14 protein-coding genes and 1 riboswitch are annotated in these 17,521 nt (G+C 72.0%); of the genes, 7 read left to right on the forward strand and 7 right to left on the reverse strand.

Annotation, left to right across the window (positions count from 1 at the left end):
• The first annotated feature begins 13 nt into the window (after positions 1-13).
• Positions 14-556: a hypothetical protein gene (locus ABZZ04_RS10985; RefSeq protein ID WP_356931882.1), complete on the forward strand. Its 543-nt coding sequence runs from the start codon at positions 14-16 to the stop codon at positions 554-556.
• Between the two features lie 169 nt (positions 557-725).
• On the opposite strand, the gene ABZZ04_RS10990 is transcribed toward ABZZ04_RS10985, so the two are convergent.
• The 6 genes from ABZZ04_RS10990 to ABZZ04_RS11015 form a co-directional block, all read right to left on the reverse strand.
• Complete coding sequence (locus ABZZ04_RS10990; protein WP_356931883.1) at positions 726-3,521, reverse strand: hypothetical protein; 2,796 nt, start codon at positions 3,519-3,521, stop codon at positions 726-728.
• A complete protein-coding gene (locus ABZZ04_RS10995) occupies positions 3,518-4,630 on the reverse strand; it encodes an AAA family ATPase (protein WP_356931884.1) in 1,113 nt (370 codons plus the stop codon). Before ABZZ04_RS10995 ends, ABZZ04_RS10990 begins: the two co-directional genes overlap by 4 nt.
• Positions 4,631-4,644: 14 nt before the next feature.
• Positions 4,645-6,093: a VWA domain-containing protein gene (locus ABZZ04_RS11000; RefSeq protein WP_356931885.1), complete on the reverse strand. Its 1,449-nt coding sequence runs from the start codon at positions 6,091-6,093 to the stop codon at positions 4,645-4,647.
• Positions 6,090-7,508 carry a hypothetical protein gene (locus ABZZ04_RS11005; protein WP_356931886.1) on the reverse strand — a complete coding sequence of 473 codons (1,419 nt, stop codon included), beginning with the start codon at positions 7,506-7,508 and terminating at the stop codon, positions 6,090-6,092. Before ABZZ04_RS11005 ends, ABZZ04_RS11000 begins: the two co-directional genes overlap by 4 nt.
• Positions 7,478-7,981, reverse strand: a complete 504-nt coding sequence (locus ABZZ04_RS11010; protein ID WP_356931887.1) for a hypothetical protein — start codon at positions 7,979-7,981, stop codon at positions 7,478-7,480. The genes ABZZ04_RS11005 and ABZZ04_RS11010 overlap by 31 nt, the downstream gene beginning before the upstream one ends.
• A 322-nt stretch (positions 7,982-8,303) precedes the next feature.
• Positions 8,304-8,582 carry a hypothetical protein gene (locus tag ABZZ04_RS11015; protein WP_356931888.1) on the reverse strand — a complete coding sequence of 93 codons (279 nt, stop codon included), beginning with the start codon at positions 8,580-8,582 and terminating at the stop codon, positions 8,304-8,306.
• A 206-nt stretch (positions 8,583-8,788) separates the two neighbouring features.
• A riboswitch (cobalamin riboswitch) is annotated at positions 8,789-8,927 on the forward strand.
• A 38-nt stretch (positions 8,928-8,965) separates the two neighbouring features.
• On the opposite strand from ABZZ04_RS11015, the gene ABZZ04_RS11020 reads away from it, so the two are divergent.
• The 4 genes from ABZZ04_RS11020 to ABZZ04_RS11035 are packed head-to-tail and all read left to right on the forward strand — an operon-like array spanning position 8,966 to position 12,541.
• The gene (locus ABZZ04_RS11020) at positions 8,966-9,946 is read left to right on the forward strand and encodes an ABC transporter substrate-binding protein (protein WP_356931889.1); all 981 of its coding nucleotides are present in this window, start codon (positions 8,966-8,968) and stop codon (positions 9,944-9,946) included.
• Positions 9,943-10,998: an iron ABC transporter permease gene (locus ABZZ04_RS11025; protein ID WP_356931890.1), complete on the forward strand. Its 1,056-nt coding sequence runs from the start codon at positions 9,943-9,945 to the stop codon at positions 10,996-10,998. Before ABZZ04_RS11020 ends, ABZZ04_RS11025 begins: the two co-directional genes overlap by 4 nt.
• Complete coding sequence (locus tag ABZZ04_RS11030; protein ID WP_356931891.1) at positions 10,995-11,783, forward strand: ABC transporter ATP-binding protein; 789 nt, start codon at positions 10,995-10,997, stop codon at positions 11,781-11,783. Before ABZZ04_RS11025 ends, ABZZ04_RS11030 begins: the two co-directional genes overlap by 4 nt.
• Positions 11,780-12,541, forward strand: coding sequence for a (2Fe-2S)-binding protein (locus ABZZ04_RS11035; protein WP_356931892.1), 762 nt, complete (start codon positions 11,780-11,782; stop codon positions 12,539-12,541). The genes ABZZ04_RS11030 and ABZZ04_RS11035 overlap by 4 nt, the downstream gene beginning before the upstream one ends.
• A gap of 193 nt (positions 12,542-12,734) precedes the next feature.
• Here the strand turns inward: ABZZ04_RS11035 and ABZZ04_RS11040 are convergent, their stop codons facing one another.
• Positions 12,735-15,269 (reverse strand): ATP-dependent Clp protease ATP-binding subunit, encoded by a 2,535-nt coding sequence (locus ABZZ04_RS11040; protein WP_356931893.1) that lies wholly within the window; start codon positions 15,267-15,269, stop codon positions 12,735-12,737.
• A gap of 366 nt (positions 15,270-15,635) precedes the next feature.
• Here ABZZ04_RS11040 and ABZZ04_RS11045 point away from each other — a divergent pair, with 366 nt between their 5' ends.
• Both ABZZ04_RS11045 and ABZZ04_RS11050 read left to right on the forward strand, forming a co-directional pair.
• Positions 15,636-16,406 (forward strand): hypothetical protein, encoded by a 771-nt coding sequence (locus tag ABZZ04_RS11045; RefSeq protein WP_356931894.1) that lies wholly within the window; start codon positions 15,636-15,638, stop codon positions 16,404-16,406.
• Positions 16,407-16,803: 397 nt separating this feature from the next.
• Positions 16,804-17,514: a hypothetical protein gene (locus ABZZ04_RS11050; protein ID WP_356931895.1), complete on the forward strand. Its 711-nt coding sequence runs from the start codon at positions 16,804-16,806 to the stop codon at positions 17,512-17,514.
• Positions 17,515-17,521 lie beyond the last annotated feature (7 nt).

Below are 17,521 nucleotides of genomic sequence, written 5' to 3' on the forward strand. Positions count from 1 at the left end.
GTAGTGTCACGGCATGTACTCACCGATTCCCGAGCTGAACCTTCTCAAGGAGTTCGAGGAGAGCGTGCCCAGCTGGTACGCCCCCGGCTTCGAGCTGCAGGCCTTCGGCGAGGACGACGGCGGATACCCCGGCACCGCCGACCGTCTTCGTACCTTCGCGCTCGCCACGGGTTCCGGCTCGACCTATGCGATCTGGCTGCTCGACGAGCGTCCCGATCTCGCCGCGCTGCCCGTCGTGTTCCTGGGCGACGAGGGCGGCATCAACCTCGTCGCCCGCGACCTGCGGGAGTTCTTCCGCGTCCTGGCCTCCGGCTGGACCCCCATGGGCAGCTGGGAGAAGGTCGAGTACGCCGACGAGCGGGAGGACGACGAGGACTACGACCCCTGCCCCGACAACGAACGGTTCCGGGCGTGGCTGCGCCACCACTTCGGCTTGGAGGCCGTCGAGGACCCCAACGACGTCGTCGAGGCGACCGAGGCCGAGCTGTGGGACCGCTTCGCCGCGTGGATCGGCCCGCTCCACCCGGACGTGGTGAACTCGCGCACGACGCCCTGACCGGCCGGCCCGGCGCATGACCGGTGCCGGGCGGTGACGGTACGGGTGGGGGGCCGGACCCGGTCGCCCGGCCCGGCCCCCTCGTGGCACCCGCGGTACCGGCCGCCGACGGCGGCCGGTACCCGTGGTGGGCGCGCTGCCCGTCGCGGGCGTGCTCCGCCCGCCGGGCTCACGCACCGGTCAGCAGCACCTCCAGGGCCCGGGCCGTCTCCGGGTGGCGTCCGAGCAGTTCCGCGCCCGAGGGGCCGGGATCCGTCGTCCGCCACGTCCCTTCGCAGCCCAGCAGCTCCGCCACCGCGTCGCACGTCGCGGGGTGCGCGACCAGCAGCGCGGAGCCTTGGCCGGCCCCCGTGGACCTGGTCGGCCGCGCGACCGGTTCCGGCTGTGCCAGCCACGGCGGTACCCACTCGTCCAGTGCCGCGAGCCTGCCGGGGAAGGTCCGGCCGGCCTCCCGGATCAGCAGGGGTGCCAGCTCGGAACCCGACCGCAGGGTGGTGATCAGGGTCGGCAGCCACGGCAGCAGCACCGGGTCCGGCAGCCGGGCGAACGCGTTCGACACCGCTTCCACGACGAAGTCGGTGAGGCCCGGTACCGGGCCCAGCGCGTGCAGGAAGCCGCTGAGGTAGCGCGGGTAGGACGGAACCGCCAGCGGGTTGCCGAGCAGTTCGTCGCACCTCGCCCGCAGGTCCACACGGGAGAGGTTCCCGAGGTGGACCTGGGCCGCCCACAGCAGCGCCGTCCTCGACGACTCCTCGGGGTGGGACTGGGCGACCGCCAGTTCCAGCTGTGCCCGGTCGCAGCCCAGCGACAGCGCCAGACCCTCCATGCTGAACAGGAAGCCCAGCATCGCCGCCACCTGGCGGACGGTGGCGTCCTCGTCGGTGAACGCCGTCGGCAGCAGGGTGCAGTAGTGCGCGTAACCGGCCTTGACGAAGGACTCGATCCAGGACGGCAGCACCGGCTCGCTGGTGCGGTAGTACGCCAGCAGCCGCCGTACCCGGCGCAGCACCTCCGGTGCCCCGTCGACGCTGCGCTCGGCCGCCAGGACCTCCAGCGCATGGGTGCCCAGCTCGTCCGCGAGGCGGCGGCTGCGCAGGTACAGCGTCGCGTCCTCGACGGCCTCCAGGACGGTCGCCGCGGTGGCCTGCCGGTCGTACGCCCTGCGGCGCAGGCGCTGTTCGAGGACCTGCTCGATGCTGACGCCCTCGTAGCCGAGCTCGATGAGTGCCCGCTGGTGGGTGCCGAGGGACAGGTCCCACGACTCCTGGATCGACCGCTCCCCCAGTTTCCGTTCGCCCATGATCGGCCGGACGGCCTGCTGCGGCATCAGTCTGCGCAGCATCCACAGCACGTCGGAGCAGCGCTCCAGCTCCGGCCGGCCGGCTATGTCCAGCAGTGCCCGCTGCACCCCCGACTGCTGGAGTTTCAGGTTCAGGGGCGCGAGCCGGTCGTGGACGTCGCGGGCCAGGGGCGGCAACGCGTCGTAGCCGACCTGTCCGACGCGGTCGCCGCCCATCATGATCTCCACGAGCCGGCGCACGTCGCGCCGGCCCGGCACGGTGTCCTTCTCGATGCAGGTGACGGCCGCGTCCTGGAAGTCGTACGGCGTGGGCCTGGCCCGGTCGCGCATCCCTGCCAGCAGGATCGACGACTCGAACACCGCGATGGCGTCGGCCGTGGAGGACAGGTAGCCGTTGCGGCGCGCGGCGTGCACGATCTCCACCGACCAGCCGAGCAGTTCGGCCTCGTCCAGCCGGTCCAGGACGGGCGGCTGCTGCAGGAAGCCGGTGAGCTTGTCCGAGGGCGCGGGCGCGGGTACGGGGGCCGGCGCGGCCGCGGTCTTCCTGGCTCTCGACTTCTTCGTCCCCGCCTGTCCCTCCAGGCGGTAGGGCTGCACACGGGTCCGCTTGAGGTTCTTCGCCCAGACGGTCGCGGCGATCGACACCGAGCCGGCGGCGAGGCCGAACTGCGCCTCGATCGCCGCGTGGCTGGACGGGATCAGGCCGTGCTGCCACTTGGTGGCGCTGCGCGGGGAGATCTCGAAGGTGTCGGTGCCGTGGACGCCGAACTCCGCGACGCGGCTGGCCGCGTGGAACGCCCCGCAGACGTAGAGGCAGTCCTCGGGGTCGGTGCCGGTCGCGGCCAGGTGCTCGCGCATCCTGGTCCACATGTAGCGTTCGCGGTCCTCGTCGACCCGTACCCGGTGGGGGTCGCCGGGGGCCAGGCGCCGGAAGAGGCTCCCGATCAGGAGCATCACCTGGCGGTAGGTGTCGTGGTCGCTGTCGCCGAGCGGCAGCTCGACGTACTGGTGCCACCACTCCGACCAGTGCCGCACCTTGCCGTGGCGCAGCAGGTGTTCCTCCAGCTCCGCGAAGCGGGGCCGCAGGTCGCCGATCTCCACGCCGACCGCGTCGCCGTGCAGTGCGGCCTCCTCCTCGGCGGGCGGCGCGTCCGGGTCGGCGGCCCCGTCGGTGTGCGCCCCGCGCGCGTCCCACTGGAAGACGTGGTCCGAGGAACGGTCGACCAGGACGAGTTCGACACCGGGGGTGTCGAGCGCGTAGGCGATCGCCTGGTACTCGGCCGACGCCTCGGTGATCGGGGCGACCACCGACAGCGGGGACCATTCGGCGGGGAAGCCGTCGACCTCGGAGGCGAACGCCTGGACCGCCACCGGGAGCTTGCAGTTGCGCAGTTCGGTCAGCAGCGGCGCCATGTCCTCGCACAGCTCCAGGTACACGACCTTGGGCTGCTTCTGGCGCAGGCGGCGGGCCATCGCGGTCGCCGACGCGGGCGAGTGGTGGCAGACGGGGAAGATCTCCAGCGGCTCGCGCACCGCGTGGTCGACGTCGTCGACGATGCCGAGGAGGATGCCCTCCAGGGCGTCGGGGCCGTCGGCGAACGCCGAGGCGGCCTCCTGCAGTTGCGCGCGCAGTCCTTCGAAGGTCCCCTCGTGCGCGCCGCTCATGACAGGGTGGCGATCGCGTCGCGGCCGCCCTCCAGGAACTCCGGCCAGGAGCCGCCCTCCTCCTTGCTGCGCGGCTCGACGACGCCGTGCAGGTACTTGTTGAGTATGGCCAGGTCCTCGGGCTCGCGCCGGGCCAGGGAGCCGACGAGCGAGGACGCCAGCGTGCGCGCGGTCAGGGTGGTCTCGCCGAAGAAGTTGCTGTGCAGGACCGCGTCCTCGAGCACGCCGATCTGTTCGGCCGTGGACAGCGCGGACTCCAGCTTCTCGTCGTCGCTGCCGGCCGCGGCCGCGGAGGCCCGCAGGTCGGCGAAGCTCTGCAGCAGCACGTCGAGCAGTGTCGGCGGCACGTCCAGGTCGATCTGGTGGCGGCGCAGCAGTTCCTCGGTGCGGAAGCGGACGATCTCGACCTCGCTCTTCTTGTTCGTCACCACCGGGATGCGGACGAAGTTGAAGCGGCGCTTGAGTGCCGAGGACAGGTCGTTGACGCCCCGGTCGCGGCTGTTGGCGGTGGCGATGATGGAGAAGCCGGGCTTGGCGAAGACGATGCTGTCGCTGTCCAGTTCGGGGACCGAGATGTACTTCTCGGACAGGATCGAGATCAGCGCGTCCTGGACGTCGCTGGTGGAGCGGGTGAGCTCCTCGAACCGGCCGATCGCTCCGGCCTCCATCGCCGTCATGATCGGCGAGGGGATCATCGACTCTCGGGACTGGCCCTTGGCGATGACCATCGACACGTTCCAGGAGTACTTGATGTGGTCCTCGGTGGTGCCTGCCGTGCCCTGCACCACCATGGTGGAGTTGCGGCAGATCGCGGCGGACAGCAGCTCGGCCAGCCAGCTCTTGCCGGTGCCGGGGTCACCGATGAGCAGCAGGCCGCGGTCGGAGGCCAGGGTGACGATCGAGCGCTCGACGAAACTGCGGTCGCCGTACCACTTCTGCGAGATCTCCCGGTCCAGGCCGTCGGAACGCTCGGAACCGAGGATGAACAGGCGGACCATCTTCGGGGACAGGCGCCAGGAGAAGGGCTTGGGGTTGTCGTCGATGGACTCCAGCCACTCCAGTTCCTCGGCGTACTTGATCTCGGCGGGGGCGCGCAACAGGTCGGACATTTTTCGGGGCCTTTCTAAGCGAGGAACGTCTTGAGCTCGTGGACGAGCTTGCGGATGTGACCGGAGAGCACCGGTGCGCCGAGGTCCTTGAAGCGCTCGCGGAACCACGGGTTGACACTGCCGCGGCCGGAGCTGGTGACCGATCCGACCGGGATGAACTTGGCTCCCGAGCGGTGGATGGCGGCCATGCTCTCGAACAGCGGCTCGGAACGCCATTCGTAGAAGTCGGAGATCCACACCACGACGGTGTTGCGGGGTTCGGCGATCTTCGGCTGGGCCAGTGCCATGGCGACCGTGCCGTCGGTGCCGCCCCCGAGGTTGGTGCGCAGCAGGGTCTCGAAGGGGTCGTGCACCCAGGGTGTGAGGTCGAGTGCCTGGGTGTCGTACGCGATCAGGTGGACGTCCACCTTCGGCAGCCCGGCGAAGATCGAGGCCAGGATGGTGCAGTTCACCATCGAGTCGACCATCGAGCCCGACTGGTCCACGACGACGATCAGCCGCTGGGGTGTCGTCTTGCGGACGGTGTGCCGGTAGTAGAGGCGGTCGACGTACAGCCGCTCCTCCTCCGGGCTCCAGTTGGTGAGGTTCTTCCAGATCGTGCGGTCGAGGTCGAGGTTGCGGAACACCCGCTTGGGCGGGACGGAGCGGTCCAGGGCTCCGACCGTGGCCTTCTCCACCTGGGTGCGGAGCACTTCGGCGACCTCGTCGACGAAGCGGCGGATCAGTGCCTTGGCGTTGGCCAGGGCCACGCCCGAGAGGTTGTCCTTGTCCCGCAGCAGTTGCTCGATCAGCGACATGCTCGGGGTCAGCTGCGCGGCGAGCTTGGGATCGGCCAGCACTTCGCGCAGGTGCATCCGTTTGACGAGGTCGGCCTCGATGGCGCCGAGTTCGGGTCCGATCGCCGGAATCAGCCGGCTGAGGTCGGGGCTCGTGCCCCGGCCGCCGGTGCCGGTCGGGCCGACTCCCCGTCCCGCCGCCGCTCCCCCGGCCCGGCCGCCGCGCAGCTCGCCGGGCTTGCAGCCGAGCGCGCGTTCCAGCCAGCCTGCGTCGGACTGCCAGCGGGCCAGTTGTCCGGCGGTGACCGTGCCGGAGCCGGAGGCGAAGACGTTGAGCAGGACCTTCGACACCAGTGCCGCGCGCCGCACCTCGGCGGCCCGGTCGCGTGCGGTGTCGTCGTCCTCGTCGGGGGCGGGTGCCATCAGGCCGTCGAACTCGGCGGCCAGTTCCGGGTGGCGCTGCACGATGGAGTCGACGGACGCCTGCGGGTCCAGCAGTGCGGTCGGCAGGCCGATGTCCTCGACGACGCCGAGGCTGGCGGATTCCAGGGCGGCCTGCTCCTCGGGGTCGAAGAGGCGGGCGAGAAGTCGCCAGTACAGGACCTGGCGGCGGTTGTCGTGGGGGTCGGGCCCGGGGCTCCGCGGGGTCGTGTGCCCGGCGGGCCCGCCGGTCGTCTGGTCCGTCATTTCCGCAGCAGCTTTCCGGCGCGCTCCCGCAACACGGCGACGGCGTCGGTGGCGGCCTTCTCCGCCTTGACACCGACCTTGTCGGTGGTGCCCCCGGCCCATTCCCCGGCGTGGATCGCGACCGTCTTCTTCCGTACGGTCCTCTCGACGGCCAGGGGCTGGACTCGGTAGGCACCGGCGTCCCAGCGGAGCAGTCCGATGCATGCCCCGGACGCCGCGACGGCCTCGGGGGTCAGCGGTCCGGCGGCCGGCGCGCGGTCGGCGTCGACGGCGAGCGGGTGTCCGGCGACGGTGAACGTCAGTGCGTCGTCGTCCTGCTGGGCGGTGTAGCCCTCCAGGAACACCGGGACCGCGATGCGCGCCGGGTGCCGGTCCAGGGGGGCGGTCACCGCGTCGGCGGCGGCGGGCAGGGCGACCCGGGCGGTGACGAACGCGTCGGCGGGCTCGCCGGAACGGGCGTGGGCGTCGTCCCAGATCAGGTCGTTCTCGCAGGTGATCGGCATGTCGGTGAGTTCCATGGCGCGGCCCTCACCGGCGGCGGCCAGGAGCGACATGTGCGGGCGCAGCAGTTGCCACAGGCCGGCTCCGACGACCGTGTCGGGCTTGGGCGCCGACACACCGGCGCGCACCAGGCGGGGAGTGGAGCCGTCCGCGGGCTCGAACACCGCGTGGACCTGGGCCTGTACGGCGGTCGCGTGTTCGTGCACGTCGATGCCGAGGGGCAGGAGACGGCCGGTGACCGTGCCGGTCGTGGGGACGTGGGCGGCGCCGGGCAGTGTCAGCAGCATCGCGCGTGACCAGAGGTCGGCCCAGCGGCGTGCCGGTACGTGTTCCATCGAGGCGCCGGGGCAGGACGCGGCGAGTTCGGCGGCGAAGCCGTCGAGGAGCGTCGCCAGGCGGCGCAGCGCCGGGTCCGGGAGCATCGCGGAGACGACCTGTGCCGCTCCGGAGACCACCTCGTGGTCGATGCCCTGCCAGCCGGAGCGGGCCAGGTCGGACAGCCAGGAGCGGGCGGCGGCGAGGAGGTTCGCCGCTTGCTGTTCGCCGGGCACGGCGGTGGCCGGCTCGCCGTCGGGGCGGCCGACCGCTTCCCGTATGCGGGCCGTCAGCGCGTCGTGGACGGAGCCGAGCAGTGCGGTGCGGGCGGCGGCGAGGGCGACGAAGTGGTCCTCGTCCGCGGCTCCGCCCGCCGCCTTCTCCGCGGCCTCGGCGACCCGGTCCGCCAGCGGTGTGCCCGCGAGGGCTTCGGCGAACTCCATCAGGTCCGCGGCCCGGTCGGGCCTGGGGCGGAGCAGTCCGGCGACCAGTACCCGGTCGAAGGCGTCGACGGCCGACAGTGCCTCGTCGAGTCCGGCGACGGGTTCGTGGAGCAGATCGGTGCGCATCACGCCACCGCCCTGGTCGGCGGGAACCACTGCATCTCCGGCAACGGCGCGGTGGTCGGGGCGAGTTCCAGATAGGCGAGGTGGCGCAGGAACCGGCTGAAGACGGGCGCGGCGGCCGCGGTGTCCCCCTGCGGCGGGCGGGTGCCGGTCATCTGGGCGGTGATGACCGGTGCGCTCGACGCGCCCTCCGCGATGTCGACCTTCAGATAGCGGGCGACGCGCTCGGCCCCGTACTGCAGCACCGCCTCGCCGATCAGGGCCTGGATGTGTTTGCAGAACGATCCCCGCGCGCCGCCGCAGGGCCGGTTGTTGTTGGTGCTGCAGGCGAAGGCGTAGGTGCCGACCGCGACCGACGAGACGTAGACCCGTCCGATGTCCGAGCCGCTGGACACCACTCCTTGCAGGCGCCCGTCGGCCAGTTCGACGAACGGTACTTTGGCGAGCTTCCGCGGCCGTGCGGGTGCCGTCACCCGCGCCGTGCTCGACCTCTCCCAATCCGACAACGCACCACTCCTATGCAACAAAAAGGGGACGTCCTCGCCACACCGGCTGGACACGAACCGAACATACCTGCGCCCACTGACAACGCCCCGATCGTGGCGGGACTGCTCAGGATGTGAGCACGGGAGACCCCGTGGGCGACCGGGCGGTGTCGGTGGTGCGGACGGTTCTGCGGTGCGGACGGTGCGGAGTGCGTGTGTCGCGGAACGCGTGCCGTGGAGTGAGTGGCGCGGTGGAGCGAGTGGTGCGGTGGTCCCTGTGCCCGGTGCCCTGTCGTGCGGTCACGGACGTGGCCGGACCGCACGACAGGGCACCGGAGTTGTGTCAGGGGGTGGGGTCCGTTCCGTGTGCGGCCATGACCTCCTCGTACGAGGGCAGCGGGTAGTACGGGAGGATGTGGAGCAGGTCGTACTGGGGGCACGGCGCCTTGATGCACTGCTTGGGCGACGGCACACAGATCTGGCCGGCGGGCGCCACGACGGCGGCGCACGGGCTCACCTGCGGCACGAGGGGACCCTCGTCCGCGAGTGCAGCGCCCGCCGGGGCGAGGGACAGGGCGGTGAGAGCGGCCACCGTGGCGGCACGCAGCAAGTTCTCGATCACAACCAGCAGAGATAGCCCCACTTCCGGGTGACGTCGCACCACCGTCGAGGACAATCACCCGTACGTGTCATGGAGTTCACTCCGTGAACGTTCGTTCCTTGCCGCGCTCCGGCGCGGGGCGACCGTGCAGGAGCGCGGAGCGGCAGCGGCTGAGGCCGGAAGCGATGAACACCGGCCGTCGGTACCAGGGCCATGACCTGCCGGAATACGTGGTCTGACAGAATGGCCCGGAGAACATGGGCGACGCGCGTCAGGAAACCGGTGTGAATCCGGTACGGTCCCGCCACTGTGACCGGGCTGCAACGGCCCGGAAGCCAGATACTGGCCGCGCCGCCTTCCCAGACGACCCAGGGGACGAGGACATCCCCCGGAAAGGGCCGGCCATGCCACGGATCCGCCGTGTACCGCTCGTACTCATACCGCTGCTCCTGCTGCCGCTCGCCGGCTGCGGCACCGGCGACAAGGACGGGACGGGGGCCGCACCGGCCGCCGACGGCTTCCCCTACACGGTCACCAACTGCGGTACGAGAACGACCTTCGACGCCCCGCCGGAACGGGTCGTCACCATGAACCAGCACGTCACCGAGATCATGCTGGCCCTCGGGCTCCGGGACCGGCTGGTCGGTACGGCCTACCTGGACGACAGCGTCCTGCCGGAGTACCGGTCCGCGTACGACCGGACCAAGGTGCTCGCGAAGGAGTACCCCTCCAAGGAAGTGCTGCTCGGTGCCAACCCCGACTTCGTCTATGGCGGGTACGACAGCGCCTTCGACAGGGCCAGGGGCCAGGACCGGGCGGGGCTCCACAAGAACGGCATCGACACCCGGCTGAACATCGAGAACTGCACCGAGGGCGGGGTCGGCCTCGACCAGTTGGCCACCGAGATCACCCAGGTCGCCAGGACCTTCGGCGTACCGGAGCGCGGCAGCGAGCTGATCGCCCGGGAACGGCGGAAGATCGCGGCGGTCGAGGCGGGCCTCAAGGGCTCCTCGCCCCGCTCGGTGTTCGTGTACGACTCCGGCGACAGCTCCGCGTTCACGGCGGGCGGCAAGGGCATCGGCAACGAGATCGTCGAGCTCGCCGGTGGCAGGAACGTCTTCGCGGACCTCGACGCCACCTTCGGCGACGTGTCCTGGGAGCAGGTCATCAAGCGCAGGCCCGAGGTGGTCGTGATCTACGACTACGGAGGCACCACGGTCGCGGCCAAGAAGAAGCGGCTGCTGGACGATCCGGCGCTCGCGGACGTGCCGGCGATCAGGAACAAGAAGTTCGCGGTGCTCCCGCTGTCCTCGGCCGTGCTCGGGGTCCGGGTCGCCGACGCCGTACGGGACCTGGCCGGGCAGCTGCACCCCGGCACCCCGTGAGCGCGGGGTCCGCCCGCCCCGGCCCGAAGTCCGCCCTGCGCTCGGCCCCCGTCGTGATCGGCGTCCTCACGGTGCTGCTGCTCGCGGCAGCGGTGGCCGGTCTGGCGCTCGGTCCGGTACGGATTCCGCCGGGCGAGGTGCTGAGTACGGTCCTGGGCGGTGAACGCACCGGTGCGTACCCGACGATCGTGTGGGAGGTGCGGCTGCCCAGGGTGCTGCTCGGGGCCGTCGTCGGCGCCGGGCTGGCCCTGTCGGGCGCGGTGCTCCAGGCGCTGGTGCGCAACCCGTTGGCCGACCCGTTCCTGCTGGGCGCCTCGTCCGGGGCGTCGGCGGGCGCCGCCTCGGTCGTCGTGCTGGGGGTCGGCGCCGGGGTGGCCACCGATGTGGCGCTGCCCGTCGCGGCGTTCGCCGGATCCATGGCCGCGCTGGTCGCGGTCTACGCGATGGCCCGGCGCGGTGGCACCATGACGACGGGCCGGCTGGTCCTGTCCGGGGTGGCGATCCAGTACGTGCTGTCCGCGTTCACCAGCCTGATCCTGGTGCTGTCCTCCCGGGCCGAGCACGTGCGGGCGATCCTGTTCTGGACCCTGGGCGGTCTGGGCGGTGCCCGCTGGGACCAACTGGTGCTGCCCGCCGTGGTCCTGGGCGTCGGGTCCGTGCTCCTGATCTGCCTGGCCCGCCCGCTGGACCTGCTGCTGACCGGCGAGGAAGGAGCCCGCAGCCTCGGGCTGGACCCCGGGCGCTTCCGGGGCTGGGCCTTCGTGCTGGTGTCACTGATCATCGGCGTGCTGGTCGCCTACAGCGGGGCGATCGGCTTCGTCGGTCTGATGGTCCCGCACGCCGCCCGGCTGGTCGTCGGCGCGTCCCACCGCAGGCTGCTGCCGGTGACCGCGCTCGGCGGGGCCGTCTTCCTGCTGCTGGCCGATCTGCTGGCGCGTACCGTCGCGGCCCCCGAGGAGATTCCCGCCGGGGTGGTCACCGCCCTGGTCGGCGGCCCGTTCTTCCTCTGGCTGCTGCGCCGCTCCAACCGCACCGAAGGGATCACCGGATGAGCCCGGCACCGCCCCCGAAGGCGCTCGTCGCCGACGGGATCGGCTACGAGGTGGCCGGCCGCACCCTGCTCGACGCGGTCGCGCTGGACGCCGCCCCCGGCGAGACGGTCGGCCTGGTCGGGCCGAACGGCAGCGGCAAGACCACCTTCCTGCGCTGTGTGTACGGCGCCCTGCGTCCCGCGACGGGCCGGATCCTGCTGGACGGGGTGGACGCCTCGGCCCTCGGCGTGAAGGAACGGGCCCGCCGCGTCGCCGTCGTGCCGCAGGACAGTCCCGGCACCTTCGGCCTGACCGTGCGCCAGGTCGTGGCGATGGGCCGGAGCCCGCACAAACGGTTCTGGGAGCAGGACGACGCCGACGACGCCCGCCGCATCGACCGGGCGCTGCGGCGCGTCGGCGCGGCGTCCCTGGCCGACCGGCGGTTCGAGGAACTGTCCGGCGGGGAACGGCAGCGGGCCCTGATCGCCCGTGCCCTGGTCCAGGAACCGGGGCTGCTGGCGCTCGACGAGCCCACGAACCATCTGGACATCCGCTACCAGTTGGAGATCCTCGGCCTGGTGCGGACGCTGGGCACCACCAACCTGCTGGTGCTGCACGACCTCAACCTGGCCGCCTCGTACTGCGACCGGCTGTTCGTCCTCGGCGCCGGCCGGCTGGTGGCGTCCGGCACCCCGCACGAGGTGCTGACGGAGGAGCTGCTGGCCGAGGTCTACGGGATACGGACCCGGATCGGCGTCCATCCGGTCACCGGCGCCCCCAACGTCGTCTACCTCCCGCCGTCATGAGCGACGGCGGCTCTCCCGTCTGGACACCCCTGCCGCACGGCCCGCGCTGGCAGGTCGCCGAAGGCGAACCGCCCGCGAGCGAGGCGGGGCAGTGGCTGGCAGCCGACCGACTGGCCGATCCGGCGGGCGCGGAGCTGTCCGTTCTGCTGGAGCGCGAGCGCACCAGCAGCGGCCACCGCACCGGTCATGCGACCGCGCTGACCCTGATGGCGGTGTACGCGGGCCGGGTCACTGCCGCCGCCGTGCTCCACTGGGCGTTGTACGACGAGGTCCCGGACATGCGGTCCGGCAATGTCCTGGTGCGCCCCGCCGCGCACGGGATCGGCGGGGTCCGGGTGCGCGGGGCCCGGCTGCTGGTGCCCCGGGCCGGAGAGGACTCCGTGCGGCTGCTGCACCGCACCGTGCTCGACGGACATCTGCTGCCCGTCGCCGATGCGCTGCGCCGTCGTACCCGCGCCGGGGCAAGGCAGTTGCGCGGAGGAATCGCCCATGGCTGCGCCACCGCGCTGTGCGCGTACGGCGCCGAGGTGGATCTGCTGGCCGCCCGCTGGCGGCAGTTCGTGGACACCGCGCCCGGCGGACTCGCGGAACTGGGCGAGGTGGTGCGGGTCCGACGGGCGCCGGACGACCGGGAACGGCTGGTCTATCTGCGCAACACCTGCTGTCTGTATTACACGAGCGCGGAGGCGGTGCGCTGTGCGAGCTGTTGTCTGACGAGCCGCGAGGAGCGACTGCGCGCGTACGCGAGGCCGAAGTAGCGCCGGCGGCTCCGGGACCCGGGCGCCGATGCCGGCGAGAACGGCGCGCGATCCCGGTGGACACCGCCTCGCGCGCTCCGGCAGGGCCCGGGCGCGACGGCCATGGCCCGGTCGGTCGTGCCGAGGGGTGTGAACGGCCCCTGCCGCACGGTTCCGGAAACCGTGCGGCAGGGGTCCGCGGTCCTTCCCGGGGTCAACCGGCCTCGACGGCCTCGGCTCCGGTGTCGGCAACGGGTTCGCCGGAGGGCTTGGGGCGGCTGATCGTGCAGACCAGGGCGTCGTCCCGGACGTCGGCGACGACGGTGTCGCCCGGCTCCGCCTCGCCGCTCAGCAGCAGGGACGCGATGCGGTTGTCGAGCTCGGTCTGGATGGTGCGGCGCAGCGGGCGGGCCCCGAACTCCGGCTGGTGGCCGTGCGCGACCAGGAGGGTCTTCGCCGCCTCGGTGACGTCCAGCTCCAGCCCCTGGGCGCGGACGCGACGCCTGCTGCCGTCCAGCATGAGGTCGACGATCCGGCCGAGGTCGTCCTTGCCCAGGCCGTGGAAGATGATCGTCTCGTCGACGCGGTTGAGGAACTCCGGCGGGAAGTGGCCCCGCAGGTCGCCCATGAGGTCGTCCCGGATCTCGGAGACGTCCCCCTTGTGGGCGAGGATGCGCTGGGCCCCGATGTTGGAGGTCATGATGACGACGGTGTTGCGGAAGTCCACCGTCCGCCCCTGCGCGTCGGTGAGGCGTCCGTCGTCGAGGACCTGGAGCAGCGCGTTGAAGATGTCGGGGTGGGCCTTTTCCACCTCGTCGAAGAGGAGCACGCTGTACGGCTGACGGCGCACCTTCTCCGTGAGCTGGCCGGCCTCCTCGTGGCCGACGTATCCGGGAGGCGCGCCGACGAGCCGCGAGATGGTGTGCTTCTCCTGGAACTCGCTCATGTCGAAGCGGACCATGCGGTTCTCGTCGCCGAACAGCAGGTCCGCCAGCGCCTTGGCGAGTTCGGTCTTGCCCACGCCGGTGGGGCCGAGGAAGAGGAAGGAGCCGACCGGGCGTTTCGGGTCGCCCATGCCCGCGCGGTTGCGGCGCACCGCCTCCGCGATCGCGGTGACCGCCTCGTCCTGGCCGACCACGCGGGAGTGCAGCGCGTCCTCCAGCTTGAGCAGCTTCTCCTTCTCGCTGGTGGTGAGCTGTGCGACCGGGATGCCGGTGCGACGGGACACGACATCGGCGATGTCGGCGGTGATGACGTCCATGACGCCCTCGCGCCGTTCCTCGATGCCGGCGAGTTCGGCCTCGGTCTCGGCGATCTCGTCCTTCAGCCCGGACGCCTTCTCGAAGTCCTCGGCCGCCACCGCCTCGTCCTTCTCCCGCCTCAGCTCGGCGAGCCGGTCCTCTCGGGAGACGACCTCGGTGGACTTGCCGAGCGACCGCAGCCGCACCCTGGCACCCGCCTGGTCCATGAGGTCGATGGCCTTGTCCGGCAGGAAGCGGTCGCTGATGTAGCGGTCGGAGAGCTCGGCCGCCGCCACCAGCGCGTCGTCGGCGAAACGGACCTGGTGGTGGGCCTCGTAGGAGTCCCGCAGGCCCTCCAGGATCTGGATGGTCTCGTCGACCGTCGGCTCGGGCACCATGACGGGCTGGAAGCGGCGCTCCAGGGCGGCGTCCTTCTCCACGTACCTGCGGTACTCGTCGATGGTCGTCGCACCGATGACATGCAGTTCGCCCCGTGACAGGGCGGGTTTGAGGATGTTGCCCGCGTCCATCGCGCCCTCGCCGGACGCCCCCGCGCCGACCACCGTGTGCAGTTCGTCGATGAACAGGATCGTCGAGTCCGAGGCGGCCTTGACCTCGTCGATGACGTTCTTCAGCCGCTCCTCGAACTGGCCCCGGTACTGGGCTCCGGCCACCAGGCCGGAGAGGTCGAGGGTGATCACCCGCTTGTCCTTGAGCGTCCGGGGGACGTCCCCGGACACGATGCGCTGGGCGATGCCCTCGACGATCGCGGTCTTGCCGACACCGGGCTCGCCGATGAGCACCGGGTTGTTCTTCGAGCGCCGCGAGAGGACCTCCACGGTCTGCTCGATCTCGTCGGCCCTGCCGACCACGGGGTCGAGCTTCCCGGCCTTCGCCGCCTCGGTCAGGTCCCGTCCGTACTCGTCGAGCGTGGGGGTGTCGCTGGTGCCGGCCGCCGGGGTGCCCTCGGCCCGCGCCGCGCTGTCCGCCTCGCGCCGCAGCCGGTCGGTGTCCGCGCCGTAGGCGCCGAGCAGTCTGGCAGCGCCGGACTCCCGGGTGTCCAGGAGCGCGCCGAGGATGTGCTCGGGCCCGATGTAGGAGACCCCGGCCGTCTGCGAGCGCTCGTACGCCTGGAGCAGCACGCGCTTGGCGGCGGGGGTCAGGCTCGGTTCCGCGGACGGGGTGGCGCTCTCCCCGGGCAGGACGGCCTCGATCTGTTTGGCCAGTTGTTCGGGATCGGCCCCGGCCCGTGCGAGCAGGGTGCGTGCCGGTTCCACCTGGGTGGCGGCCCACAGCAGGTGCTCGGTGTCCAGGTCCTGGCTGCCGTCGCCGGTCGCGCGCGTGGTCGCGCGGCCTATCAGCTCGCGGGCCGACTCCGTCAGCAGCCGCCCGATGGGGACCCGCTGCACCTGTGGGGGCGAGGAGGCGGGAGACATCCCGAAGAAGCGGTTGAGCAGTTCGGAGAACGGGTCCGGGCCGCCGAAGGAGCCGAAGGAGGACATGGTCATGATCACCGTCCGGTGTGTGCGGGGCGGGGAGAGGGCGCGAGGGGTCGCCGGCCCGGACCTCCGTGCGCCGGGTCCGGGGCCCATCGGTCGTCGAGGTCTCCTCGCGGCCCCCATGGGCAGGTGTTTTCACTAGACCAACGCGGGCGGGGTCCCGCAACGGCGGGGAGGACCGCCCGCCGCCCCCGGTCGGCGTTCGTCACCGCGTCATGGACGTTCCGGCCGGGTGGCGGGCCAGCCGGGAGACCGCCGATCGGGTGATGTGCGGCCGGTCTTTCGGCCATTCGCGCCGTCCCCGTACCACCCGTCGCGCGCCGGGGGCCGCCCGTCGCCTGGCCGGGCTCCGGGACCCCGCCAAGACTTGGGGCCATGAGCGACAGCGAAAAGTCGGAGGACCTCCACGGCGGCCCCGGTCACCTCGTGCTGCTGGCGGTGGTCTTCGCCGTGCCCGTCCTCAAACTGGCCTGGACTCTGGGCAGCGGCGGTGCGGCGAGCGAGGCGCTCGTCGCCATGGAACCGGCCAACTGGCCCAACGTCCTGATCGGCATGCTCCTCAACAACGCGCTGCTCACCACGGTGCTCTCCATCGTGGTCTCGCGCATCACGTACGCCTACTTCGTCGCCCGGAGCAGCGCCCGCGTACGGCCCGACGCCCCGCTCCTGCGCTCGTTGCTGTCGGCCGCCGTCGTCCCGGTCACCTTCGCGCTGGTCGTCGGGGCGTTCCACGGGCTGTGGTGGGGGGTCGCCACCGCCCTCGCCTCGTACGCGCTGCGCCTCGGGGTGATCGCCGAGTACCGCACCGGCCGCCGCGAGCGCGGCAGCGGGCGGCGGGTCGGCACCGCCCCCTCCGGCTGGCGCGAGCGCACCGCGGACGGCGCGTGGGCGTTCGCCATGCTGCTGGCCGTGGGGGTGCTCCCGGTGCTCGCCCTGATCGGGTCGCTGGACGGCCGGTCCTGGACCAGCGTCGTGGAGTGCGACATCGACACCGGGCACGGGGACGAGCGGGCGCGCCTGGTGGAGTTGGGCCGTCAGGGCAACGGTGTCGTCGGCTGGGACATCGAGGCGGACGAGGTGGTCAACGGTCTCAACTGCGGGGCCTCGAAGAGCGATGTGGTCCGTGCGCCGTGGTGGCGCTCCTGAGGGGTGTGCCGGCCGTCGCCCGAGGCGTCCCGCAGGAGCGCCATCGGCGGTCGAAGCCATGAAGAACGTATGGTTTCGGACAGTCGAACGACGGTCCCGGTGTCTCATGAGGGGGCGTCCGCCCACCGTGCGCCGGCGCCGTCGCGGCGCGGGCCCCGGAGCCCGCGCCCGGTGTCCGCGGGGTGTGCCGCACACACTGCCGGTACGGCCCCGCACCGGTCGGACCCGGTCGGCCGCCGAGCGGTGCGGGACCGTCGGCCGGCCTCTTCCGGGCCCTCGCGTCCGCCCTGTCGCGGCCCTCAGCTTTGGCGCATTCCATTTCCGGATTTCTACGTGCTTGTCGGTGCGGTACGCCACGCTGGACCCATACCGCCCAACACCGGCTTGGAGGCCAGTAGTGGACGCCCAGGACCTCGCGCAGCTCGCCGACAAGGAGTTCGAGCAGATGCTCACCTCGAACATCCACCCGCCCACCCGTGACGCGACGATGTGGGAGGCGATCACCCATCCCGACAATCTGCCGCGGGCCCGGAAGATCCTCACCCACGTCCACGAGCGGACCGCGAGCGTCCTGCGTCGTCGCAAGACCGAGCGGGAGGAGTTCCACGCCCAGTGCCTCGCCCGGGGCGAGGCCGGCAAGCGCGAATGGTTCGCGACGCGCGCCGAGTTCGAGTCGCTGCGCCGCCGCACCGCCAATTTCCACCAGCGGGTCCAGCGGGCCATCTCCGAACTGGGCGAGGAGCAGCGGAACGTGAACCGCGCGCAGAGCCACAGCTCGGGCCAGCAGAGCCGGGAGACGCTCCGTGAACTGGCGCTGGCCGTCCAGCGCCACCAGGCGGCCCACGCCCGTGACGGTGGCGTCGCCGAGCAGACGGACCACGAGCTGTGGCGGCATCTCGACCGGCTGACCGTGCCCACGGGCCCCGCCCAGGAACCGACGACCCTGCGCACGATGCTCGACATCTACTGGACCGACGTGCGGCCGGCGGCCGGGGCGTCCGCGCACCGGTCCCAGGAGCGGCATACTTCCCCCGACGCCCCGCCCCCGGGCTGCCCCGGTGTCCCGCAGGCCCGTCGCGCGCCCGCCCAGGACGGCCTCGCGACGTAGTGGAGCC

Origin of the sequence: Streptomyces sp. NPDC006435, assembly GCF_040612315.1 — a bacterium.
GTDB lineage: Bacteria > Actinomycetota > Actinomycetes > Streptomycetales > Streptomycetaceae > Streptomyces.